Annotated in this window: 25 protein-coding genes and 1 tRNA gene; 9 read left to right on the top strand and 17 right to left on the bottom strand. The window is 71.8% G+C overall.

Annotated elements, in window-relative coordinates; translation table 11 throughout:
* Positions 1–12: 12 nt before the first annotated feature.
* The 5 genes from dut to EJV46_RS08375 form a co-directional block, all read right to left on the bottom strand.
* Positions 13–456: a dUTP diphosphatase gene (dut, locus tag EJV46_RS08395; RefSeq protein ID WP_131548172.1), complete on the bottom strand. Its 444-nt coding sequence runs from the start codon at positions 454–456 to the stop codon at positions 13–15.
* A complete protein-coding gene (coaBC, locus tag EJV46_RS08390; RefSeq protein ID WP_131548171.1) occupies positions 453–1,634 on the bottom strand; it encodes a bifunctional phosphopantothenoylcysteine decarboxylase/phosphopantothenate--cysteine ligase CoaBC in 1,182 nt (393 codons plus the stop codon). Before coaBC ends, dut begins: the two co-directional genes overlap by 4 nt.
* 19 nt (positions 1,635–1,653) lie before the next feature.
* Complete coding sequence (locus EJV46_RS08385; RefSeq protein ID WP_131548170.1) at positions 1,654–2,490, bottom strand: DMT family transporter; 837 nt, start codon at positions 2,488–2,490, stop codon at positions 1,654–1,656.
* An 88-nt stretch (positions 2,491–2,578) separates the two neighbouring features.
* Positions 2,579–3,418 (bottom strand): bifunctional methylenetetrahydrofolate dehydrogenase/methenyltetrahydrofolate cyclohydrolase FolD, encoded by an 840-nt coding sequence (gene folD / locus EJV46_RS08380; protein ID WP_131548169.1) that lies wholly within the window; start codon positions 3,416–3,418, stop codon positions 2,579–2,581.
* A gap of 42 nt (positions 3,419–3,460) precedes the next feature.
* Entirely contained in the window at positions 3,461–3,772 is a 312-nt protein-coding gene (locus EJV46_RS08375; RefSeq protein ID WP_131548168.1) for a YggT family protein, read from the bottom strand.
* A gap of 164 nt (positions 3,773–3,936) precedes the next feature.
* Here EJV46_RS08375 and EJV46_RS08370 point away from each other — a divergent pair.
* Positions 3,937–4,012, top strand: a tRNA-Ala gene (locus EJV46_RS08370).
* A gap of 47 nt (positions 4,013–4,059) precedes the next feature.
* Here EJV46_RS08370 and EJV46_RS08365 read toward each other — a convergent pair.
* A complete protein-coding gene (locus EJV46_RS08365) occupies positions 4,060–4,767 on the bottom strand; it encodes a substrate-binding domain-containing protein (protein ID WP_131548167.1) in 708 nt (235 codons plus the stop codon).
* A 142-nt stretch (positions 4,768–4,909) separates the two neighbouring features.
* On the opposite strand from EJV46_RS08365, the gene EJV46_RS08360 reads away from it, so the two are divergent.
* Complete coding sequence (locus EJV46_RS08360; protein WP_131548166.1) at positions 4,910–5,575, top strand: aspartate/glutamate racemase family protein; 666 nt, start codon at positions 4,910–4,912, stop codon at positions 5,573–5,575.
* Positions 5,576–5,579: 4 nt separating this feature from the next.
* Here EJV46_RS08360 and rnhA read toward each other — a convergent pair whose 3' ends face one another.
* The 3 genes from rnhA to ispH are packed head-to-tail and all read right to left on the bottom strand — an operon-like array spanning position 5,580 to position 7,965.
* Complete coding sequence (gene rnhA / locus EJV46_RS08355) at positions 5,580–6,029, bottom strand: ribonuclease HI (protein ID WP_131548165.1); 450 nt, start codon at positions 6,027–6,029, stop codon at positions 5,580–5,582.
* Positions 6,022–6,999, bottom strand: coding sequence for a homoserine kinase (locus EJV46_RS08350; RefSeq protein WP_131548164.1), 978 nt, complete (start codon positions 6,997–6,999; stop codon positions 6,022–6,024). Before EJV46_RS08350 ends, rnhA begins: the two co-directional genes overlap by 8 nt.
* A 3-nt stretch (positions 7,000–7,002) precedes the next feature.
* Positions 7,003–7,965: a 4-hydroxy-3-methylbut-2-enyl diphosphate reductase gene (gene ispH / locus EJV46_RS08345; protein ID WP_131548163.1), complete on the bottom strand. Its 963-nt coding sequence runs from the start codon at positions 7,963–7,965 to the stop codon at positions 7,003–7,005.
* 84 nt (positions 7,966–8,049) lie between these two features.
* Here ispH and EJV46_RS08340 point away from each other — a divergent pair, with 84 nt between their 5' ends.
* The gene (locus EJV46_RS08340; RefSeq protein ID WP_165585420.1) at positions 8,050–8,592 is read left to right on the top strand and encodes a hypothetical protein; all 543 of its coding nucleotides are present in this window, start codon (positions 8,050–8,052) and stop codon (positions 8,590–8,592) included.
* A gap of 173 nt (positions 8,593–8,765) precedes the next feature.
* On the opposite strand, the gene EJV46_RS08335 is transcribed toward EJV46_RS08340, so the two are convergent.
* Complete coding sequence (locus EJV46_RS08335; RefSeq protein WP_131548161.1) at positions 8,766–9,491, bottom strand: DsbA family protein; 726 nt, start codon at positions 9,489–9,491, stop codon at positions 8,766–8,768.
* Between the two features lie 156 nt (positions 9,492–9,647).
* Here EJV46_RS08335 and EJV46_RS08330 point away from each other — a divergent pair, with 156 nt between their 5' ends.
* Both EJV46_RS08330 and EJV46_RS08325 read left to right on the top strand, forming a co-directional pair.
* Complete coding sequence (locus tag EJV46_RS08330) at positions 9,648–11,135, top strand: gamma-glutamyltransferase (protein WP_165585419.1); 1,488 nt, start codon at positions 9,648–9,650, stop codon at positions 11,133–11,135.
* Positions 11,132–12,301 (top strand): pyridoxal phosphate-dependent aminotransferase, encoded by a 1,170-nt coding sequence (locus tag EJV46_RS08325; protein WP_131548159.1) that lies wholly within the window; start codon positions 11,132–11,134, stop codon positions 12,299–12,301. Before EJV46_RS08330 ends, EJV46_RS08325 begins: the two co-directional genes overlap by 4 nt.
* Before the next feature lie 92 nt (positions 12,302–12,393).
* On the opposite strand, the gene EJV46_RS08320 is transcribed toward EJV46_RS08325, so the two are convergent.
* A complete protein-coding gene (locus tag EJV46_RS08320) occupies positions 12,394–13,044 on the bottom strand; it encodes a phospholipid-binding protein MlaC (protein ID WP_131548158.1) in 651 nt (216 codons plus the stop codon).
* Positions 13,045–13,080: 36 nt separating this feature from the next.
* Positions 13,081–13,890 (bottom strand): VacJ family lipoprotein, encoded by an 810-nt coding sequence (locus EJV46_RS08315; protein WP_165585418.1) that lies wholly within the window; start codon positions 13,888–13,890, stop codon positions 13,081–13,083.
* 186 nt (positions 13,891–14,076) lie between these two features.
* Between EJV46_RS08315 and metF the strand changes: the two genes are divergently transcribed.
* Positions 14,077–15,015, top strand: a complete 939-nt coding sequence (metF, locus tag EJV46_RS08310; protein WP_131548156.1) for a methylenetetrahydrofolate reductase [NAD(P)H] — start codon at positions 14,077–14,079, stop codon at positions 15,013–15,015.
* A gap of 28 nt (positions 15,016–15,043) precedes the next feature.
* On the opposite strand, the gene EJV46_RS08305 is transcribed toward metF, so the two are convergent.
* From EJV46_RS08305 to EJV46_RS08285, 5 genes are all read right to left on the bottom strand, one after another.
* The gene (locus tag EJV46_RS08305) at positions 15,044–15,400 is read right to left on the bottom strand and encodes a VOC family protein (protein ID WP_131548155.1); all 357 of its coding nucleotides are present in this window, start codon (positions 15,398–15,400) and stop codon (positions 15,044–15,046) included.
* A gap of 29 nt (positions 15,401–15,429) precedes the next feature.
* Positions 15,430–16,269 (bottom strand): AraC family transcriptional regulator, encoded by an 840-nt coding sequence (locus EJV46_RS08300; protein ID WP_206020751.1) that lies wholly within the window; start codon positions 16,267–16,269, stop codon positions 15,430–15,432.
* Between the two features lie 148 nt (positions 16,270–16,417).
* Complete coding sequence (radC, locus tag EJV46_RS08295; protein ID WP_131548154.1) at positions 16,418–17,164, bottom strand: RadC family protein; 747 nt, start codon at positions 17,162–17,164, stop codon at positions 16,418–16,420.
* A gap of 118 nt (positions 17,165–17,282) precedes the next feature.
* The gene (map, locus tag EJV46_RS08290; RefSeq protein WP_131548153.1) at positions 17,283–18,086 is read right to left on the bottom strand and encodes a type I methionyl aminopeptidase; all 804 of its coding nucleotides are present in this window, start codon (positions 18,084–18,086) and stop codon (positions 17,283–17,285) included.
* A gap of 64 nt (positions 18,087–18,150) precedes the next feature.
* A complete protein-coding gene (locus EJV46_RS08285; RefSeq protein WP_131548152.1) occupies positions 18,151–19,044 on the bottom strand; it encodes a methyltransferase domain-containing protein in 894 nt (297 codons plus the stop codon).
* A gap of 64 nt (positions 19,045–19,108) precedes the next feature.
* Between EJV46_RS08285 and EJV46_RS08280 the strand changes: the two genes are divergently transcribed.
* Genes EJV46_RS08280 through EJV46_RS08270 form a run of 3 tightly spaced genes read left to right on the top strand, consistent with a single transcriptional unit; the run spans position 19,109 to position 22,043 of the window.
* The gene (locus tag EJV46_RS08280) at positions 19,109–19,738 is read left to right on the top strand and encodes a cysteine dioxygenase family protein (protein WP_131548151.1); all 630 of its coding nucleotides are present in this window, start codon (positions 19,109–19,111) and stop codon (positions 19,736–19,738) included.
* A complete protein-coding gene (locus EJV46_RS08275; RefSeq protein WP_240782463.1) occupies positions 19,738–21,273 on the top strand; it encodes a rhodanese-like domain-containing protein in 1,536 nt (511 codons plus the stop codon). The genes EJV46_RS08280 and EJV46_RS08275 overlap by 1 nt, the downstream gene beginning before the upstream one ends.
* Positions 21,201–22,043, top strand: a complete 843-nt coding sequence (locus EJV46_RS08270; RefSeq protein ID WP_370323078.1) for a ComF family protein — start codon at positions 21,201–21,203, stop codon at positions 22,041–22,043. Before EJV46_RS08275 ends, EJV46_RS08270 begins: the two co-directional genes overlap by 73 nt.
* Positions 22,044–22,056 lie beyond the last annotated feature (13 nt).

Raw genomic sequence — 22,056 nt, 5'->3', positions numbered from 1 at the left:
GAGAGCAACCCGTTACAATACGGACTTGCCGGTGCTCCCGAATCCTCCACTGCCCCGCTGCGTCTCCGGCAGGACCACGACCTCTTCCCACTCCGCCCGCGTCACGGGCGCGAAGACGGCCTGGGCGATGCGGTCGCCGCGGGTGATGACAAAGGGCTCGGATCCTGTGTTCAGGACGATCACCCCCACCTCGCCGCGATAATCCTCGTCCACAGTGCCAGGGGCGTTGGGCAGGGTGATGCCGTGTTTCAGCGCGAGGCCGGAGCGCGGGCGGACCTGCATCTCGAACCCCTCCGGCAGGGCGATGCAGAGGCCCGTCGGCACCAGGGCACGGCCGCCGGGCGGGACGGTCATGGCCTTGGCGGCCAGCAGGTCCATCCCCGCCGCGCCCCCGGTGGCATAGTCCGGGAGCGGCAGGCCCTCGGCATGCGGCAGCCTTTGAACAAGCACCTTCACGCGAAAAACTCCGCCACGCGCGCGGCCAGCCTTTCGCCCACCTCTTCCTTCGCCATCCTTGGCCAATCCTCCACGCCCGTGGCGCTCACGAGATGCACCGTATTCTCGCCACCGCCGAACACGTCGCCCGAGACGTCGTTTGCCACGATCCAGTCGCAGCCCTTCCGCGCCAGCTTGCTGCGGGCGTGCTCGATCACGCGCTCGGTCTCCGCGGCGAAGCCGACGACCAGCCTCGGGCGCGAGGCGTGCTTCGAGATGGCCGCCAGGATGTCCGGATTCAGCGTCATCTCGATCGTCGGCGCGCCGGCGCCCGGCTCCTTCTTGAGCTTCTGCCCCGCCTCATGCGCCACGCGCCAATCGGCGACGGCGGCGTTGAAAATCGCTGCGTCCGCCGGCAGCGCGGCCTCGCAGGCGGCCAGCATCTCGCGCGCCGTCTCGATTCGCTTCACCTCGACGCCGGGCGGGGCGGGAAGGGCGACCGGCCCTGTCACCAGCGTCACCCGCGCGCCCAGGGCCGCCAGCGCCGTCGCGATGGCGTGGCCCTGCTTGCCGCTGCTGCGGTTGGAGATGTAGCGCACCGGATCGATCGGCTCCTGCGTCGGCCCGGCGGTGACCAGCACATGCCGGCCCTTCAGCGGCCCTTCGGCGAAGAGCGCGCGGATCGCCGCCAGCATCTCCTCCGGCTCGGACAGGCGGCCCGGCCCGCTCTCTGGCTCCGCCATGGGCCCTTCGCCCGGCCCCACGAAGCGGATGCCGCGCGAGCGCAGCAGCGCGGCATTCGCGACCGTCGCCGGATGCGCCCACATGGCCGGGTTCATCGCCGGCGCCGCCAGCACCGGCGCGCGCGTGGCGAGCAGGATGCAGCCGGCCAGATCCCCGGCGAGGCCCTGGGCCATCTGCGCCAGCCGGCTCGCCGAGGTGGGCGCCACCACCACCGCATCGGCCCATCGTGCCAGCCGGATGTGGCCGATTTCGTTCTCGGCCGCCCAGAGATCGTCCGAGACAGGCTCGCCGGTGATGGCGGCCAGCGATTCCTTCGTCGCGAAGCGCGCGCCCCCGGCCGTCAGCACGGCGCGCACCCTGGCGCCCTCGGCGCGCAGCAGGCGGATCAGCATCAGCGCCTTGAAGGCGGCCACGCTGCCGGAGACGATGAGCAGGATTTTTCGGCCGTGGAGCATGGCTGACCCTAGCCCAGCCTCAGCGCGCGCGGAACATGAGCAGCAGCCCGGCCAGGGTGATGGCCCCGCCCAGCAGGTCGCCCCAGGCCAGCCGCTCGCCCAGCAGCGCCCAGCCGATCAGCGCGGCCACCGGCGGCGCCATGAGCTGCAGCGCCGCGGCATTGGCCGCGCCGAATCGCCGGATCACCGTGAAGAACAGCGCGTAGCCAACCATTCCCACCAGCAGCGAGACATAGGCCAGCGCCCCGAGCGCGGCGGGCGTCGCCCGGCTAGGCATCGGCCCGCCCCAGAGCGCGACCAGCACCGCCAGCACCAGCGTGGCGACGATGCTCTGCACGAAATTCGTGGCCCAGGGATCCACCCGGTCGCGCGCCGGCGCGAAGGCCAGCACGCCTACGGCCTGCAGCAGCGCGCCGAGCAGCGCCGTGCCGATGCCCCAGGCCTCTGCCGCCTCCAGCCCATCGGCCGAGCGCAGCAGCCCGAGCGTGGCGACGCCCACCCATCCGAGGCCCAGCCCCGCCCAAGCCATCGGCGCCATGCGCTGGCCGAGCAGGCGGGCGCCCATCGCGACGAAGAGCGGCGAGGCCGCCGCCAGCAGCGCCACCAGGCCGGAGGGCACATGCGCCGAGGCCACCCATGCGCAGGCCAGGTAGCCGCCCATGCCGAAGGCGCCCATGACGGCTACGCGCCAGCGATCGGTGCCCAGGGGCAGCGGCGCGGCGCGCAGCCGCACCACGAGCCAGAGCAGCGGCACGACGGCGCCGAAGCGGATCAGCAGCGCCCAGAGCGGCGACCATTCCAGCGCAATGACGCGGGCGGCGTTGAAGGCCGAGCCCCAGAGCAGGACATAGGCCACGGCGAGGACGAGGTTGATCGGAATGTTCCGGCGCTTTCAGGCATCCTGCGGCCCGGCGCCGATGCCGTCGAGCCTGAGCTCCGCCGCCTCAGCCCCGCCGGGCCAGCGCCGCCTCCAGCGTGTTCTCCAGCAGGCAGGCGATGGTCATCGGCCCGACGCCGCCTGGCACGGGCGTGATGGCGGCGGCGCGGGGCAGCGCCTCGGCATAGGCCACGTCGCCCTTGAGCTTGCCGTCCGGCATGCGGTTGATGCCCACGTCGATCACGACGGCGCCCTCCCGGATCCAGTCGCCGCGGATCAGCTCGGGCCGGCCCACGGCGGCGATCAGGATGTCGGCGCGGCGGCACTCGCCGGGAAGGTCGGCCGTGCGGGAATGCGCGATGGTCACCGTGCAGTCGGCGGCCAGCAGCAGCTGCGCCATCGGCCGGCCCACGATCTGGCTGCGGCCCACGACCACCGCGCGGGCGCCGGACAGCTTCGCCTTCGCCTCGGCCAGCAGGTGCATGGCGCCGCGCGGCGTGCAGGGCACCAGCCCCGGCAGGCCGGAGGCCAGCCTGCCCGCATTGACCGGATGGAAGCCGTCCACGTCCTTGGCCGGATCGACGGCGGCGATCGCCATCTCGGAGCGGATGTGCTTCGGGAGCGGGAGCTGGACCAGGATGCCGTCCACCTCGGGGTCGGCGTTCAGCGCGGCGATCTCGGCCAGGAGCTCGGCCTCGGTCGTCTCCTCCGGCAGATGGCGGGTGCGGGAGGCGAAGCCGGCCTGGGTCGCCGCGCGGTCCTTGTTGCGGACGTAGACGCCGCTGGCCGGATCCTCGCCCACGCGGACCACCACGAGGCCCGGCCGGAAGGCGAGCTCGGCGACCCGCCCGGCCAGCTTTCCGCGCAGCCTTTCGGCGATCGCCTTGCCGTCCAAGATCTGCGTCACCGGTTCAGCCCTCCGCGTGCCAGCTGCGTGATTCCCGCAGGATCAGAAGTACAGCCCGCCGCGGATGAGGTAACCCTGGATGGCGGCCACCAGCAGCATGCAGGCCTGCACCAGCAGCAGAACGACCAGCGGCGAGATATCGACGCTGCCCAGATTAGGGAGCCTGTTGCGCACGGGCCGCATCACCGGCTCCGTCACGCGATAGAAGAAATCCGACAAGGCCCAGACCAGCCGGTTGCGCGTGTCCAGGATGCCGAAGCCGGTCAGCAGCGACAGGACCGCCGCGATGAGGATGGCCCAGAAGAACAGGGTCAGCCCGGCCTGGATCAGGAAGAAAAGGGCATCGAGGATCATCGCGGGGCGGCGCTCCGGGTTGCGACGGCGTCAGGCGCCCTTGTCGCGGATGGCCGCGGGCGGGGCAACCCCGGATTGCGCGGGAGGGGCGCTTGACACCCCTGCGCCCATCCCGCAAAACCCGCCGCCTCGGCCGCGCCACCAAACGCGGCCGGTGGTGATACGGGGCTGTAGCTCAGTTGGTAGAGCGCGTCGTTCGCAATGACGAGGCCAGCGGTTCGATTCCGCTCAGCTCCACCACCCACCTCCCCGAACAATTCTCCGCATCTGCCGCCGGTCATCGGCGATCAGGCGGGGTCGACGCCGCTCGCCAGATAGGCCGCCCGCGCCGTCTCGCTGTTGAGGCCCGCCAGGAAGGCCTCGGCGGCCGCGCGCTGCGTCGAGCCGGTCATCAGCGCCGCCGAGAAGGAGGAGACCTGCTGCAGCTCCTCCGGGTATTTGCCGACCACCTCGATGCCGTCGACGACCAGCAACTCGCTCACCTGCTGCACGGCGAGGTCCGCCTCGCCGGTCACCAGCTTCTCGGCCGTGAAGCCGGAGGGGATCACCGTGGCGCGGCGGCGCACCTCGTCGCCGATGCCCAGCCTGTCGATGACCGATTCGAAATGGATGCCGCTGGCGCCGGCGCGCGAATAGGCGACGGAACGCGCCCCCAGCAGCGCCGCCCGGAACTCGTCCACCGTGCCCACCGGCGGATGGGCCGCGCCCCGCGGCACGGCGACGCCGAGGCGCGAATGCGCCACTTCCATCCGCGTCGCCGGATCGACCTTCCCCTCGGAGACCAGCTTGTCCATCGCGTCTCGGATGAGGACGAGCACGTCCGCCTGCTCGCCGGCCGCGACCTTCGACATGATGAGCGTCGTGGGAACCCAGGCGACGTCGATCCTGTTGCCCGTCCGCGCCTCGTAATCCGCGATGATGCCGCCCTCGAAGGCGCCGCGCACCGCCAGGCCGGACAGGATCTTGAGCGTCACGCCCGATGCCGTTGTCGTCATGGTTCTGGTTTCCTCCGAGGGATGGCCTGGTTCCGGACGACCACAGGCGCCGGCCCCGGTCAAGCCGGCCCGCTTCCGGGGCCCCGGCTTTGCCGGCATAACGGCGGCGACGAGTCCAAGCGTCCAGCCATGAAGGTGTCCCATGCCGCGCATCGTGCTTCTCCATGCGACACCCGTCGCCATGCAGCCGATCCAGTCCGCCTTCGCCGAGCGCTGGCCCGAGGCCGAGACGATCAACCTGCTGGACGACGGCCTCTCGATCGACCGCGCGCGCGAGCCTGAGCTGACCGAGGCGATGATCGAGCGCTTCGTCGCCTTCGGCACCTACGGCCACCGCATGGGCGCGGACGGCATCCTCGTGACCTGCTCGGCCTTCGGCCCGGCCATCGACCGGATGATCGCGGAACTGCCCATCCCCGTGCTGAAGCCGAACGAGGCGATGTTCCAGGCGGCGATCGCCCAGGGCAGCCGCATCGGCATGCTGGCCACCTTCGGCCCCTCGGTCGGCACCATGACCGACGAGTTCGACGAATTCGTCGCGCGCAGCGGCAAGCCGGCGACGCTGGACACGGTGCTGGTGGCGGATGCGATCGCGCTGCTGAAGGGCGGCGACGTCGAGTCACACAACCGCCTCGTCGCGGCGCGTGCCCCGGAGCTGGGCGGGCATGACGCGATCATGCTGGCGCACTTCTCCACCTCGCGTGCAGCGGATGCGGTGCGCGCGGTGGTGAAGGTGCCGGTGCTGACGGCGCCGCATGCGGCGGTGGACCGGATGCGGGAGATGGTCGGCGCGGGGAAGGCCGCCTGACGGATCAGGCGCGCAACGATTCCCGCGCCTGCGTCGCGAGCACGTCCGCCCGCTCGTTCATCGGGTGCCCCGAATGGCCGCGCACCCAGAGCCACTCCACCTCGTGCGGCTTGGCCGCCGCCAGCAGCCGCTGCCAGAGCTCGTGGTTCTTCACCGGCTCCTTGGCCGCGTTGCGCCAGCTGTTGCGCACCCAGCCCTTGATCCAGCGCTCCATCCCGTTGCGAACGTATTCGCTGTCCGTGTGCAGCGCCACGCGGCAGGGGCGCTTCAGCGCCTCCAGCGCCTCGCAGGCGGCCGTCAATTCCATGCGGTTGTTGGTCGTGGCCGGCTCGGCGCCGGTCAGCTCCTTCTCGACCGAGCCGAAGCGCAGGATCGCCGCCCAGCCGCCCGGGCCCGGATTGGGCTTGCACCCGCCATCGGTGAAGATCTCCACGAAGTCGCGGCTGTCAGGCACCGATCGCCTCCGGGCCCGCGGCGAGCGTGAAGAAGCGCAGCTTGTGCAGGTATTCCAAGGGATCCTTTCGGGTGACCATGGCGCCCTTCGGCGTGTTCACCCAGTCGTAGAGCCGCGTCAGCAGGAAGCGGATCGCCGCGCCCCGGCAGAGCACGGGCAGCGCCGCCCGCTCGGCCTCGCTCATCGGCCGCCGCGCCGCGTATTCCCGCAGCAGCGCCCGCGCCTTGGTGACGTTGAAGCTGCGATCCGCCTCGAAGCACCAGGCATTGAGGCAGACCGCGACGTCATAGGCCAGCAGCTCGGTGCAGGCGAAGTAGAAGTCGATAAGGCCGGAGAGGCGCGGCGCGCCGCCCTCCTCCAGGAAGAAGACGTTGTCCGGGAAGAGATCCGCATGGATCTGCCCGACCGGCAGCGTGCCGTCCTTCGGCCAGGCGGCGAGGATGCCGGCCAGCGCCGAATCCAGCTCCGCCACGAGCCCTGGTTGCACGCCCTCTCCATCCGCGCGGCAGGCGTCGAGCAGCGGCTTCCAGGCCGCGACGCCGAGGCTGTTCGGGCGGAGCGCCGCGTAATCCGCGCCCGCGATGTGCAGTCCGGCCAGCGCCGCGCCGAGCGGCCCGCAATGCTCCACCCGCACCCGCCGCGGCCAGACCCCGGGCAGGAAGGTGCAGATGGCCGCCGGCCTCCCGGCGAGCTCGCGCAGCGCGGCGCCGTCGCGCCCTGGCACCGGCATGGGCGCCGAGAGGCCGCGCGCCACCAGGTGCTGCATCAGGTTGAGGAACCAGGGCAGCTCCTTCGGGTCCACGCGCTTCTCGTAGAGGGTGAGGATGTAGTCCCCCTCCGTCGTCTTCAGTGCGTAGTTGGAGTTCTCCACCCCCTCCGCGATGCCGCGGAAGGCCAGCAGGTCGCCAATGGCGTAATCCGCGAGGAACGCGCGCAGCGCCTCGTCGGTGACCTCGGTGTAGACGGCCATGGACTAGGCCGGCGCGGGCGCGGCCAGGGCGGCGGGCAGCTTGAAGATGATCTTCTCCTCCGCCACCACGATTTCCTCGATCTCGAGGGTGTAGCGCTCGCGCAGCCGGGTCAGCACCTCCTCGACGAGGACTTCCGGCGCGGAGGCGCCGGCCGTGATGCCGATGCGGCGGACGCCCTCGACCGTCGCCAGGTCCAGGTCGCGCCCGCGCTGCACCATCACCGCCTTCGCCGTGCTGGCCCGCCCGGCGACCTCGACCAGCCGCACCGAGTTGGAGGAGTTCGGCGCGCCGACCACGATCATCATGTCGACCTTGGGAGCGATCTCCTTCACGGCCGCCTGGCGGTTGGTGGTCGCGTAGCAGATGTCCTCCTTCGCCGGCGCGGCGATATGGGGGAAGCGGCTCTGCAGGATGTTCACGATCTCCGCCGTATCGTCGACGGAAAGCGTGGTCTGGGTGATGAAGGCGAGCGGCCGGCCAGCCGGCGGCTCGACCGTGCGGGCCTGCTCCTCGTCCTCGACCAGGGTGACGGCGCCGGGCGGCAACTGGCCCATCGTGCCGATCACCTCGGGGTGCCGGGCATGGCCGATCAGGATCAGGTGCCGCTCGCGCGAGAAGTGATGCTCCGCCTCGCGATGCACCTTGCTGACCAGCGGGCAGGTGGCGTCGAGGAAGAACATCTCGCGCCGCTCGGCCTCGGCCGGGATCGATTTCGGCACGCCATGGGCGGAAAAGACCACGGGCTGGCCGTCATTGGGGATCTCGGTGAGCTCCTCCACGAAGACGGCCCCCTGGCGCTCCAGCGCCTCGACGACGAATCGGTTGTGGACGATCTCGTGCCGCACATAGACGGGCGCGCCGTAGCGCTTCAGCGCCTCCTCGACGATCTTGATGGCGCGGTCCACGCCGGCGCAGAACCCTCGCGGTCCGGCGAGAAACACATGAAGTGGGGGCTTTTCGGCCATGCGGTACGGAATCCCAAGGCGAGGTGCTGGCCCCCAGACTATCCCTTCGGGCCGATCGGTGCCAGACGGAGCGCGAATGGAGGGGTGAGCATGCGTCTGGCCTATGTGGCGCCGCTGTTCCTGGCGGCAATGGGGGTGGCCGGCTGTCAGCCGACCCGGATCGACGACCTGTTGGTCTCCTGTCCCACCCTGACCCTCCCGGCGGACCTCGCCGACCTCACGCGCTACCGCCCGGGCGCCCCGCCCGACCTGTCGACGGTGGTGATCGACGCCCGGGTAACGGCGGTGGACGCCAATTGCCGCCGCGGCCGCCGCGACCAGAGCGTGGATGCGATCATTTCCATGCGATTCCAGATGGATCGCGGCCCCGCGGCACCGACGCGCCAGGTGCAGATCCCCTGGTTCCTGGCGCTCCTGGACGCCGACAACAACGTGATCAACCGCCAGACCTTTGTGCTGCCGGCGCAGTTCGGCGCGAATACGACGCGCGCGGCGGTGAGCTCGCAGCCGGTGGAGATCAGCTTCCCGGTCGGGCAGCAGCGCCGGGCGCAGGACTACCGGATCATGGTGGGCTTCCAGCTGACCGAGGAAGAGCTAGCGATGAATCGGCGGCGAGGGCCCAGGTAGATCAGGCCGGAAGGGCCTGATCTCCGGTATTTTATACTGTCGGACGCCGGGCGCCGCCTCCGGCGGCTTGGCATCGCCGCGCGAACGGCGCGCCGGGCCGGGAGGTCGGTCGGGCGTCGCCGGTCGCTTTGCGGCCCGATTCTCCGTTCGAAAGCCCATTCCGGCCGATGGCGCTACCCCCGGGCCGCGGCCGTCAGCCGCTGCAGCTCTGCCAGATCCACCGCGCCCGGCACGATCGTCGTCCCGATGATCAGCGCCGGCGTGCCCTGGATGTCCAGCGCGCGCGCCAATTCCAGGTTCCGTGCGATCCGCGCCTGGATCGAGGGGTCGTCCATGTCCCGCCGCAGCCGCGTCCAGTCGATTCGCGCGCGCTCCGCCTCGCGGCGCAGCACGGCTTCCGTGGGCTCCTCGCGCAGCCGCATCAGCGCGTCATAGAGCGGGACGTAGAGGCTCTGCCGCTGCGCGGCCAGCAGCGCGCGCGACGCCAGCAGCGAATTCGGCCCCAGGATCGGCAGGTCCTTCAGCACCACGCGCACGTCGCGCTCGCGCTGGAGCAGCTGGTCCATGGCCGGATGCAGCTGCTTGCAATAGCCGCAGCGGGCGTCGAAGAACTCAACGAAGGTGACGCGCCCCTGCGGATTGCCCTTCACCGGGTCGGACGGGTCGCGGAACAGCAGCTCGGCGCGGGCGCCGATGGCCGCCGCCTGCGCGGAGCTCCGCTCGGCCTGCTCCGACTGCTCCAGGCCGGCCAGGGCATCGCGCAGGATGCTGGGGTCCTCGCGCAACGCCTGGCGCAGCAGCCGCAGCACCTCGGCCCGCTGATCCTGGCTCAGCGCCTGGGCCGTGGCGGCCCCCGGCAGCAGGGCGGCGCCGAGCGCCATCCATCCACGTCGTTGCATGATCCGCCTCCTGCGCAGAGCCCCAACATCCTCCCTCCCATCGCCCGAGGCAATTCCCGGCGCCTGGGCAGGCCTCGGTTGCCCGGGGGGGCGAAGGCGTCTAATCCCCCTCGACCGGCCGGAATGCCGCCATCGAGGGAATCGAGCGCCACCCGCATGAACACGACCGCCAGGACCGCCAAGCCTCGCCGCCCGACCAATGGGCCGACCATTGGGCGGGCCCTCGCCCTGGTCGTCGCCGGATTGTCGCTCACCGCCTGCGAGACGGCGGGGAACCTCGCCTCGGGCATGCTCGGCAGCAGCATCCAGGCGGGCACGCCGGGCTTCGTCTCCGGCTTCCTCGGCGGCGTCGCGGCCGAGGAGCCGGTGGCCGCCGCCGCCGCCCGCAGCGTCCTGTCCGCCGGCGGCAACGCCACGGATGCGGCCGTGGCGGCCGGCTTCGTCATGGCCGTCACCCTGCCCTCCCGCGTGGGCCTGGGGGGCGGCGGGGCCTGCCTCGTCTACAATCGCACCCGGAACGAAACGGAGGCGCTCGTCTTCCCGCCCGGCGCGCGCGCGAGCACCCCGCACAACGCCGACCGTCCAGCCGCCGTGCCTCTTTTCGCCCGCGGCATGTTCGCCCTCTACACGCGCCTGCCCAATGCCCGGCCTTTCGAGGAGCTGATCGGCCCGGCCGAGCAGGCCGCGCGATTCGGCGTTCCCATGTCGCGCGCGCTCCATAACGACGTGGCCGCCGTGCCGGCGCCGCTCTTCGCCGATCCCGAGGTCCGGGCCGTCTTCAGCCGCGCGGGCCGCCCGGTCGCGGTCGGGGAGAGCTTCCAGAACCCGCCGCTGGGCGGGACGCTCGCGGCGCTGCGCACCGCCGGCGTGGGCGACCTGCACCAGGGCGGGCTGGCCCGCCGTCTCGAGGAGGCCTCGGCGCAGGTCGGCGCCGGCACCATCACCATGGCCGAGCTACGCGCGGCGCTGCCGCAGCTGATGCGCCCGATCATCGTCAACGGCCGCGGCGGCGACCGCATCGCCTTTCTCCCGCCGCCGGCCGATGGCGGCCTGGCCGCCGCCGCGGCTTTCCAGGCCCTCCAGGCCGGCCAGGCGCCGGATGCCGCCCAAGCGCGGGCCATGGCCGTGGCCTCGGCGAGCCGGGCCCGCGGCGGCGACCCCATGGCCCTTCTCGCCGCGAACGACCTGTCCTCGGGCGGCCTCGGCGACCTGCCGGCCAGCGCCGGCCTCGTCGTCTACGACCGCAACGGCAATGCCGTGACCTGCGCCTTCACGATGAACAACCTGTTCGGCACCGGCCGGATCATGCCGGGGATGGGCTTCCTCGGCGCGGCGGCGCCCAATCTCGGCCGCATCCAGCCCCCGCTGCTCTCGGCCGCGATCGGCTGGAGCCCCAACCTGCGCGCCTTCCGCATGGCCGTCGCCGGCTCGGGCCAGCAGGCCGCGCCGATGGCGGTCGCCGGCCCGCTCGCCGCGCAGATGCTGCGCGACGCCGGCGCCGAGACCGCCATCCAGCAATCGCCGGAGCCGGGCCGCACGCAGCTCGGCATGTGCCCGCGATACCTGCCGGGGTATCAGGCGCTCTGCACCACGCTGACCGATCCGCGCGGCGCGGGCGTGGCGCTCGGCGCCACGGACCGGTGACCCTCAAGACGGGGAGGGGGGCCGAGGCCCCGCCCTTCATCGTCATGGATGTGATCGCGGCCGCCAATGCGCGGGCCGCGGCCCTGCCGCCCTCCGCTCCGGGCATCCTCCGCATGGAGGTGGGCCAGCCGGGCTCAGGGGCGCCGGCCGGTGCCGTCGCGGCGGCTGTCGAGGCGCTGCAATCCGGCCATCCGCTCGGCTACACCGAGGCATTCGGCCTGCTCCCGCTGCGCGAGCGCATCGCCCGGCACTATCGGGAGCATTACGGCGTCACCGTCCCGCCCGCGCGGATTGCCGTGACGGTGGGCGCCTCCGGCGCCTTCCCGCTGGCCTTCCTCGCGGCCTTCGATCGCGGCGACCGGGTGGCCATGGCGGCGCCCTTCTACCCGCCCTACGCCAATATTCTCACCGCCCTCGGCATGGAGCCGGTGCTGCTGGAATGCGGGCCGGAGACGCGCTTCCAGCCCAGCATCGCCATGCTGGAGGCGCTAGATCCGCGGCCGGACGGCCTCGTCGTCGCGAGCCCCTGCAACCCCGCGGGCACCATGCTGACGCCGGAGGAGCTCGCCGCTACCGCGCGCTGGTGCCATGCCAGGGGCGTGCGGCTGGTCTCGGACGAGATCTACCACGGGCTCTCCTGGGGCACGGTCGCCGAGAGCACGGCCGCCGCCGTCAGCGACAGCGCAATCGTGGTCAACAGCTTCAGCAAGTACTGGTGCATGACGGGCTGGCGGATCGGCTGGCTGCTGCTGCCGGAGGACCTTGTGCGGCCGGTCGAGCGCCTCGCGCAGAACATGTTCATCAGCGCGCCCCACGTGGCCCAGGTGGCGGCCGAAGCCGCGATGGACTGCGTGGCGGAGCTGGAGGCGAAGAAGGCCGCCTATGCCCGCAGCCGCGCCCGCCTGCTGGAGGGGCTGCCGAAGGCCGGCCTCGACCGGATCGCGGCGGCGGACGGCGCCTTCTACCTCTGGTGCGACGTCTCGCACCTGACCAACGACAGCGTGCAATTCACGGCGCGGATGCTGGACGGCGCGGGCATCGCGGCCACGCCGGGCGTGGACTTCGACCGCACACGGGGCGGGCGGTTCCTGCGGTTCAGCTATTGTGGGGCGGAGGCGGCCATGACCGAGGCGCCCGAGCGGCTGAAGGCCTGGCTCGGGCGGTAGCCGACGAAGCGGCGCATGCCGATTTCCGCAGGCCTATGACGAGACCGACCCGCCAACCGGGGCGATCGTCGCGGGTCTGAATGCGGGAGGAACTATCCCCGCTGCTGCAGCTGCTGTAGCTGGTTCCGCATGGCCGCCAGCAGCGCCGACACCTGGTTTCCGCCGCGCTGGATCACGGCGCTGTACTCGCTGCGCTGGGTGAGCCGGAGCGAGGTCCCCTCGGCCACCAGATCCACGATGCGCGGCTGGCCGCCGACATCCGCCACGCGCCAGTCGAGGTTCACGGGAGCGCTGCTCGGCCGCTCCACGACGGTGGTCACCAGGGCGTCGTCCTCGGTGCGCTGCTGGCTGCGGCCGAGCGCGAAGCGCACGCCCTGATACTCGCCGAAGCGGGCGGCCAGGTTCAGGATCAGCGTCTGCTCGAAGAGGCGCTGATATTCCTGCTGCTCGGCCGGGGAGGCCGTGCGCCACCAGCGACCGAGGATGAAGCGGCCGGTGCCCTCCATGTCCACCGCTTGGCGAAGGATGCCCGCCACGCGCTCGCGTCGCTGGGCCGCCGACAGCCCGGTGTTGTTGAGCGCGCCGACCAGGGCTTCGCCGGTCTGCTGGATGAAGGCCGTGGCACGGCCCGGATCCATCTGCGCCGACGCCGCGAGGGGCCGGAGGAAGGGAAGGCCGGCCAGGAGGGCCAGCAGCGCCCGGCGCGTCGGGCGCGCATCGGGCCGGGAAACTGTCTCGGTCATTTCAAGCCTCGGGGGTCAGGCCTCAGGGGTCAGGCCTCAGGGGGCGGAAGGGTTGCGCGGCGGGACGGGGACGCCGGTGCCGACGCCGAAGCCGGTGCCGCGCGCGGCGTCCGGCGCCACGAAGCCGGTGCCCTGGATTTCGGCGTTGCGCCGCTGGCGATAGGCGCTGCGCAGCGTCGAGTAGGGATCGAGCGAGCCGCGGTTCAACTCGTCGAGGGCATCCAGCACGCCCTCGCGCGCGTCGATGAGGGCGATTCCCGTATGGGCCCAGCGCAGCGCTTCGACCACGCTGCCCTGGCCGAACCAGAACCAGGGGCTCGCCACCACATCCACGCCGAAGCCGAACAGGTCGCGCGGGTTGGAGGGGCCCAGGACGGGGAGGAAGAGGTAGGGGCCTTCGCCGACGCCCCAGACCGCGAGGGTCTGGCCGAAATCCTCGCTGTGGCCGGGAATGCCGAACTGCCACTCCGCGACGTCGATCAGCCCGCCGATGCCGAGAGTGGAGTTGATGAGGAAGCGCGCCGCCGTGCGGGCGCCGCGATCCACCTCGCCCTGGAGCACGTCGTTCATGAGGATGTTCGGCGCCCGCAGATTGCCGAGCGCGTTGCGCACGCCTGTGCGGACCGGCTGCGGGAGCACGAAGCGATAGGCCTGCGCGGCCGGCCTCAGCGCCACCGTGTCGAGGACATCGTTCACCGAATACATCGCCCGGTTGAAGGGCTCGATGGGGTCGTTGTTGGCCCGGAACTCCTCCAGCGCCTCGGGGTCGCTGGCCGGCGGACGCGCCGCGCAGCCCGCCAGCCCGACGAGCACGATCGCAGAAGCCAGGAGGGAAGCTAGGCGCATGGGCGGAACCAGACCTTTCAGACGGAGCATCCTGACCCGGACGAAGTGATGCCGTTCCAGCTTCATGCACATTTTCCCCTGCCGCAGCAAGTTCCTGAGCGAATCCCGAGATGCGCCGGGGCCCGGTCCTCGCGCAGAGATGGCGAGGCCCTTGCATAACGGAAGGGGGGGCGCCAAACCTTCGGCATGGATGCCTCGCCCCCCAATACCCTGGAACGCTGGCTGACCGGCCCTCGGGTCGGGACACTTCCCTCGCCATCGAGCCTGCCGGCGCCGAAGCTCTCCTTCGAGTTCTTCCCGCCGAAGAACGAGAAGCTCGAGGCCGATCTCTGGACCTGTATCCGCCGGCTCGAGCCGCTGGCGCCGCGCTTCGTCTCCGTCACCTACGGGGCGGGCGGCTCCACCCGGTCCCGCACGCACGACACGGTGTCGCGGCTGGTGAGGGAGACCTCGCTGACGCCCGCCGCGCACCTGACCTGCGTGGGCGCCACGCGAGAGGAGGTGGACGAGGTCGCCCGCGCCTATTGGGCGGCTGGCGTGCGGCACATCGTGGCCCTGCGCGGCGACCCGCCGGCCGGCGCCTCGACCTACGAGCCCCATCCGGGCGGCTACGCCCAGGCGGAGGACCTGGTCCGCGGCCTGCGGCGGATCGGCGATTTCGACATCAGCGTGGGCGCCTATCCGGAGATCCACCCGGCCGCGCTCTCCGCCGATTCCGACCTCGATTTCCTGAAGCGGAAGATCGATGCCGGCGCGACCCGCGCGGTCACGCAATACTTCTTCGATACCGACGTCTACCTCCGCTTCCTGGACCGCTGCCACGCGGCGGGAATCACGGCGCCGATCGTGCCGGGCATCATGCCGGTGACCAACTTCGCCAGCGTGAAGCGCTTCTCCGCCATGTGCGGCGCCTCGGTGCCGGACTGGCTGGCGAGGCTCTTCGAGGGCCTGGACGAGGACGTGGACACCCGGCGGCTGGTGGCCGCGACCTTGGCCGCCGAGCAGGTCCGCATCCTGCAGGCCAATGGCGTGGACGAATTCCACTTCTACACGCTGAACCGGCCGGACCTGACCTATGCCATCGCCCATATCCTGGGCGCGCGGCCGGCGATCGCCGCGGCCTGATGGCCGGGGCGCCGGTCGCGCCCTTGGATCAGGCGGCCTTGAGGCAGACCGCCTCGACATTGTTGCCGTCCGGATCGATCAGGAAGGCGGCGTAATAGGTCGGCCCATAATTCGGCCGCGGGCCGGGGGCGCCGTTGTCCTTGCCGCCGGCGGCAAGCCCGGCCGCGTGGAAGCGGCGGACGGCCTCATGATCCGCCGCCCGGAAGGCGACATGGGCGCCGCCGGGCGCGGTACTGTCCTCGCTCAGCCAGAGCGCCGCGTCGCCCGAGCCGTAGCCCGTGCCATCCTCTGCGATCGGCCTGTGCCCGAGCGCGCCCATGACGGCGCCGTAGAACCGCACGGCGGCGCCCGTGTCGCGAACCTTGAGTCCCACATGATCGTACATGGCCTGTGCCTCCTGTTGCGGAGGAGGGGTTAGATCGCCCTGGCCGGGGAGACTTGGAAATTCTTGCGGTCGGCGCTGCGCCGGAAGGCGCGGGGCGACATGCCCGCCGCGCGGCCGAAGGCGCGCACGAAGTTCGAGAGGTCGGCATAGCCGGCCTCGAAGGCCACCTCCGTCACCGGCAGCTCCGTCTCGCCCAGCAGCCTCGCGGCCCGGTCCAGCCGGACGCGCAGCAGGTACTGGTGCGGCGTGACGCCGAGGGTGCGGGAAAAGACCCGCAGGAAATGGAAAGGGCTGAGCCCGGCCTGGGCCGCGGCCTCGCCGAGGCTGGTCTCCTCGCCGGCCTGCGCCTCCAGCCAGAGCGCGGCCGAGACGGCGAGGCGCCGCTCGCGCGGGTTGGGCGCGCGGCGGGCGGAGCGGGCGCGGCGGCCCAGCTGCCCGAAACGCGCGACGGCGAGGAGGGCGGCCTCCTCCAGCCCGAGGCGGTGGCGCTGCCGGGCGCGCGCCTCGATGAGGCGGGCGAGCACGGGCATCTCCGCCGTGGGCGCCAGCGTGCCGATGCCCCATTCCGCCCCGCCCAGCATGTCAACGGCGGTCGGCGCGATCTGCACGGAGAGGCAGCGGTCGCCATGCGGGCGGTGGATGTGGCTGCAGGTGAATTCGCGGCCGGGCGAGCCGACCAGCACCGAGCCGCGGACCATGTCGAAATCCTCCCGCCCGCAGCGGCAGGCGAAGCTGCCGGCGCGGACGAAGGCGAGCGAATGATGCGTGTGATGCTCGACGACCGAGGGCGAATCGGGCCCCGCCGCGCAGAGCACGTCCGTGACCCGGACCAGGTCGGTGCGAAGCAGGGGCGTGGCGGTCAGGGTCAAGGAAGGGCGATCTTTCCCGAAGGGTCGATCCTACGGCCTCGGCGCCTTCCGAGTCAGCCCTGACTTCCGGCGTTCACCACGGAACCCATCTGCAGGCGGCCTCGCGCTCAAGGTGGCGTGATCCAGGGCCGTGCCTTGGGGACGGCGGTCACAACAGCCCCTGGCCCCGCATCGAGAAGGGCGCCCCACGCCCGACGACCAGGTGGTCATGCAGCGCGATCCCCAGCGCCGCGGCCGCCGCCTTGATGTCGCGCGTCATCGCGATGTCGGCCGGGCTGGGCGTCGGGTCGCCGGAGGGGTGGTTGTGCGCCAGGATCAGCGAAGAGGCGTGCAGCTCGAGCGCACGCCGCACCACCTCGCGCGGATAGGCGGGCGTGTGATCCACCGTGCCGCGGCCCATCACCTCGTCGGCGATCAGCCGGTTCTTCACGTCGAGGAAGAGGACGCGGAAATGCTCGGTCCGCTCTCGCGCCATGGCGGCGGTCAGGTAGGCGGCGAGGCTGCCGCTGTCGCTCAGCAGAGGTTGGCTCCTCACCGCCGCCTCGCCCAGCCGCAGCGCCGCCGCCTGCACCGTGCGCAGCGCCGCGATGCCCGCCTCGCCGAGGCCCTCGATGGCGCGGAGTTCCGCCGTGGACGCGGTGAGGGCGGCCGCGAAGCTGCCGAAGCGGGCGAGCAGCAGCTTCGCGAGGGGCTTGGTGTCGCGCCGCGGCAGGGCGAGGAACAGCACCATCTCGATCAGCTCGTGATCGAGCAGCGCCGAGGGGCCGGCCTCGATGAGCTTCTTTCTCATCCGCGCGCGATGGCCCTCGGCGCCCAGGGGAGAGTTCGGCGTGGCGTTCGGCGCCTCGATCGGGAAGAGGCCCCCGGCCTCGTCGAGGCCTCGCTTGGCGGACATGCGGCGGTTTTCCCTGGCGGCGGGGGAGGATCGCACCCGCCAGGGCATGCTTCAACGGGCTAAGCGAGTTCCCGTCCATCCGGCCGCACAGCGGCCGGCGCTGCCCGGCGTCTGAGGGCTAGATATACGGCGGCTTGTTCAGCCCGCCCGGCGAGAGCGTGAAGATCTCGCAGCCCGTCTCGGTGATGCCGACCATGTGCTCGAACTGCGCCGAGAGGCTGCGGTCGCGCGTCACGGCGGTCCAGCCGTCGTCGAGGATCTTCACCTCGGGGCGGCCGGCATTCACCATCGGCTCGATGGTGAAGAACATGCCCGGCGCCAGCTTCGCGCCCTCGCCCGGTCGGCCGAAATGCAGCACGTTCGGCGGCTCGTGGAACTTGCGGCCGATGCCGTGGCCGCAGAAGTCGCGCACGATGGTGAAGCGGTGCTTCTCGGCGTAGGTCTGGATGGCATGGCCGATGTCGCCGAAGGTGTTCCCCGGCTTCGCGACGGCGATGCCGCGCATCATCGCCTCGTAGGTCACGTCCATCAGCAGCCGCGCCTTGGTGCTGATCTGGCCGGCCGCGTACATGCGGCTGGAATCGCCGTGCCAGCCGTGGAGCAGCGCCGTCACGTCGATGTTCAGGATGTCGCCGTCGAGCAGCACGCGCTCGCCCGGGATGCCGTGGCAGACGACGTGGTTGATCGAGATGCAGGAGGACCTGGTATAGCCGCGATAGCCCAGCGTGGCCGGCGCCGCGCCGCGCTCGACCATGAAGTCGTGGCAGAGCTGGTCGAGATGGCCGGTGGTCACGCCGGGGCGGACATGCTCGGTGATCATGTCGAGGCAGGCGGCCGCCAGGGCACCGGCGCGGCGGGCGCCCTCGAAATCCTCGGGCATGTGGCGGGTGATGCGGCGCGATTCGGCGCCCTGGTTGTCCATCTCGATCGGTCCGGCCTGCTTACTTCTGGTTGCACTGCGAAGATGCGCTTCGGGGGCGCCCGGTTCAACCCGGTTTCTCGCCCGCCTTGATCTCGACGCTGCCCAGGGCTTCCGCCAGCCGGGCATTCGCGCTGCCGGGGCGGGCAGGCTTCTGCTGGCTCTCGTGAGGCGACCAGCCCGTCATCACCAGGAGGCGGAGCTCCATGTCCAGGTTCAGCCGGGAAAAGGCGAGAGGGAAGAAGGCGCGCGGCGGAACGCGCGAATCCCTTGCGCGCACCGCATTGCTCTCCCCCGCCGCGCGCAGATCCGCGACGAGGCCCATGGGGCTGCGGTAGATCATCGGCAGCCGCTCCTGGTCCGCCACGGGGATCGCGAAGCCGGCACGCTGGAGCAGGCCGGCGAGGTCGCGCAGCTCGGGGAAGGGGGAGATGCGGGGCGAGACGCCGCCGCGGGTCTCCGCCTCGGCGGCGTTCAGCGCCTCGCGCAGGCCTTGCAGCGTGCCGAGCCCGGGCAGCGAGGCGAGGAACAGCCCGTCGGGCGACAGGGCCTGGCGGATCTGGATGAGCGCGCCGGGCAGGTCGTTCACCCAATGCAGGCTGAGGCTCGCCACGATCAGGTCGAAGCTGCCAGGCGCGAAGGGCAGCCATTCCTCGTCGGCGGCGACCGCCAGGCCGCCGGTGTCCAGCCCCTGGGCGCGGCGCGCCATGGCGGGGGCGAGGTCCATCGAGACCACGAAGGGGATGCCGCGCGCCCGCAAGGCCGGGGCGACGGGGCCGCGCCCGCCGAGGTCCAGCGCGCGGGAGAAGCGGCGGGTGGTGTCGTCCAGCCGGTCGAGCAGGGCCATCGCTGCGGCGTCCAGCACGGGGGCGACCTTGGCCACGGTCGCGGCCGCCCTCTCCCTGCGGAGGGCGACCAGGGCGCGGTCGAAAATGGCGGGAGGGGTTTCCACCCGCTCCATCTGCGACCGGTGGCGCGGCGGCGCAAGCGGGACTATCTTCCTTTGAATTCAGGAGGAGCCTCAGATGAACACGATGGATGTGAAGGCGGCCCGCGCCGCCGCCGTGGCCGCGACCATCGGCCGCATTCGCGAGATCGAGTCGAGCATGGGCGTCACCCGGCCGGCGCTGGAGCGCATCCGCGGCGAGCTGCTGGCCCTGGCCGCGCAGGAGCACCTGTTCCCCAGCAGCGAGTTCCCGTCGCCGCCCAACGGCGAGAAGGGCAGCAACCGCTACCTGCTCCAGGAGGACGAGAACAACCGCTTCGCCCTCTACATGAACGCGCTGAACCCCGGCAACGCGACCAAGCCGCACGACCACACCACCTGGGCCGTGGTCGTCGCCGTGGACGGGCAGGAGCTGAACAAGGTCTACGAGCGCCTCGACGACGGGAAGGATCCGGAGCGCTGCGAGATGCGCGTGAAGGAGGAGGTCATGGTGGAGCCGGGCCGCGGAATCTGCCTGATGCCCGACGACATCCACTCCATCCACACCATGGGCACGAAGCCGACGCGGCATCTGCACATGTACGGGCTGGCGCTGGAGAAGCTCGACGGCCGCCGCGCCTTCGACGACCAGACGGGCGTGGTCTCCTACTACAACAAGAACTTCATGAAGGCGACCTCTGCGACGCCCTCTGGCGGCGCGAAGGCCTGATGCGCTTCGTCACGTCGGCCGACCTCAAGGCCTGGATCTCCCGCGGCGGCGAGCTCGCGATCCTCGATGCGCGCGAGGAGGGCGAGTTCGGCCACGGCCACCTCTTCTGGGCCGTGCCCTGCCCGCTCTCGAAGAAAGAGCTGCGTGCCCGCGCGCTGCTGCCGCGCAGGGCGACGCGCGTGGTCTGCGTGGATGGCGGCGAGGGGCATGCGGCGAAGCTGGCCGAATACCTGACCTCGATCGGCTATGCGGATGTCCATGTGCTGAAGGGCGGCACGCCGGCCTGGAAGGCGGCGGGCCATGTCGTCTTCACCGGCGTGCATGTGCCCTCCAAGGCCTTCGGCGAATGGGTCGAGCACCATTACGGCACCGAGAGCGTCGATCCGCCGGAACTCCAGGCGATGGTCGATTCCGGCAGGCCGATGGTCATCCTCGACAGCCGCCCGATGGACGAATACGTGAAGATGACCATCCCTGGCGCGGTGAACGTGCCGGGCGGGGAGCTGGCCTATCGCATCGGCGATCTCGTTCCCGACGCGGAGACGACGATCGTCGTGAACTGCGCCGGCCGCACGCGCAGCATCATGGGCGCCGAGAGCCTGCGCCGGGCGGGCGTGCCCAACCGCATCGTGGCCCTGCGCAACGGCACCATGGGTTGGGAGCTGGCCGGCTTCACCGTCGAGCGCGGCCAGACCCGCAGCTACGCCCCCGGCACGCCGAAGAGCGCCGGGCTGGCCCTGCAACGCGCCACCGCCTTTGCCGCGGAGAACGGCGTGAAGCTGATCAGCCGCGCCGCCGCGGAGGCCATGCTCGCCGACGACAGCCGCACGACCTATGCGCTCGACGTCCGCGCGGCCGAGGAATACGCGGCCGGCCATATTCCCGGCTTCCGGCACGCGCCGGGCGGGCAGCTCGTGCAGGCGACGGACCAGTGGATCGCCGTGCGCGGCGCGCGCGTGATCCTGGCCGACGACGACACGGTCCGCGCCCGCATGTCGGCCGCCTGGCTGCGCCAGATGGGTGGCTGGGAGGTCTATGTCGTCCAGGACACCCTGAAGGGCGCCTTGGCGACCGGCCCCTGGAAGCCCGAGGCGCCGGAGGTGAAGCTCGCCCCGGCCATCACCTCGCAGGCCCTCGCCGCCGAGACGGGCGTGACGGTGGTGGACCTCACGCGCTCCATCGACTTCCGGGCGGGGCACATCCCGGGCTCGGTCTGGGCGGTGCGCGGGCGCATCCCGAAGACCGATGGCCCCGTGGTCGTCACCGCGCCGGACCCGATGGTGGCCCATCTCGCCGCCGCCGAGGTTCCCGGCGCGCGCGTGCTGGAGGGCGGCGTCGCCGCCTGGAAGGCTGCCGGCCTGCCCGTCGCCGCAGACCGCCAGACGCCGCCGGACGAAGCCTGCGTGGACTGGTACCTCCGCCCCTACGACCGGAATTCCGGCGTCGAGGCGGCGATGCACGCATACCTGTCCTGGGAGATCGACCTCGTCCACGAGGTCGAGCGCGACGGCGATTCGCGCTTCGGCGCCTGGTAGCCGTCGCTCCAGCCCTGAGGCGGCTGGGCGTCGGGATTCTCGACGCCCTGCTGCCGCCGATCTGCCTGACCTGCGACACCCCGGTCGGCGAGCAGGGCGGGTTGTGCCCCGCCTGCTTCTCCCGCCTTTCCTTCGTGACCCCGCCGCTCTGCGAGGTCTGCGGCGTGCCCTTTCCGCATGACGGCACGGGCTTGCGCCAGCCGGAGGGATTCTGGTGCGAGGCCTGTGTGGCCGCCCCGCCGGCCTTTTCCGCCGCCCGGGCCGCGCTCCGCTACGACGATGGCGCCAAGGCGCTGATCCTGCCCTTCAAGCATCGGGACCGCACCGAGCTGGCCAGGCCGCTGGCCCGCCACATGGCGCGCGCCGGGGCGGGGCTGCTCCGGGCCGCCGACCTGCTGGTCCCGGTGCCGCTGCACCGCTGGAGGCTCTTCCGGCGCCGGCACAACCAGGCCGCCCTGCTGGCTTCGGAACTGTCCCGCATGTCCGGCAAGCGCTTCGATCCCATGCTGCTGCGCCGGGTGCGCCCGACGAAGCCCTTGGGGGAATTGGGGGCGAGGCAACGCGAGGCGGCCCTGCTCGGCGCCTTCGCGCTCGCCCGGGGCGCCGGCCCCAAGCTGGCGGGCCGACGCGTGCTCCTCATCGACGATGTGCTGACCAGCGGCGCGACGGCGGATGCCTGCGCCCGGGTTCTGCTGGGGGGCGGGGCGGCCGCGGTGGCAGTGCTGGCCGCCGCGCGCGTCCCCGATCCGCGGCTGGAGAGGCTGTCCTGAACCCGCCCTCGGC

Origin of the sequence: Roseococcus sp. SYP-B2431 (genome assembly GCF_004336745.1) — a bacterium.
In the GTDB taxonomy this organism is placed as follows: domain Bacteria; phylum Pseudomonadota; class Alphaproteobacteria; order Acetobacterales; family Acetobacteraceae; genus Roseococcus.
Note: the sequence above shows the minus strand (reverse complement) of the source record. Positions and strands in the feature narration are given on the sequence as shown.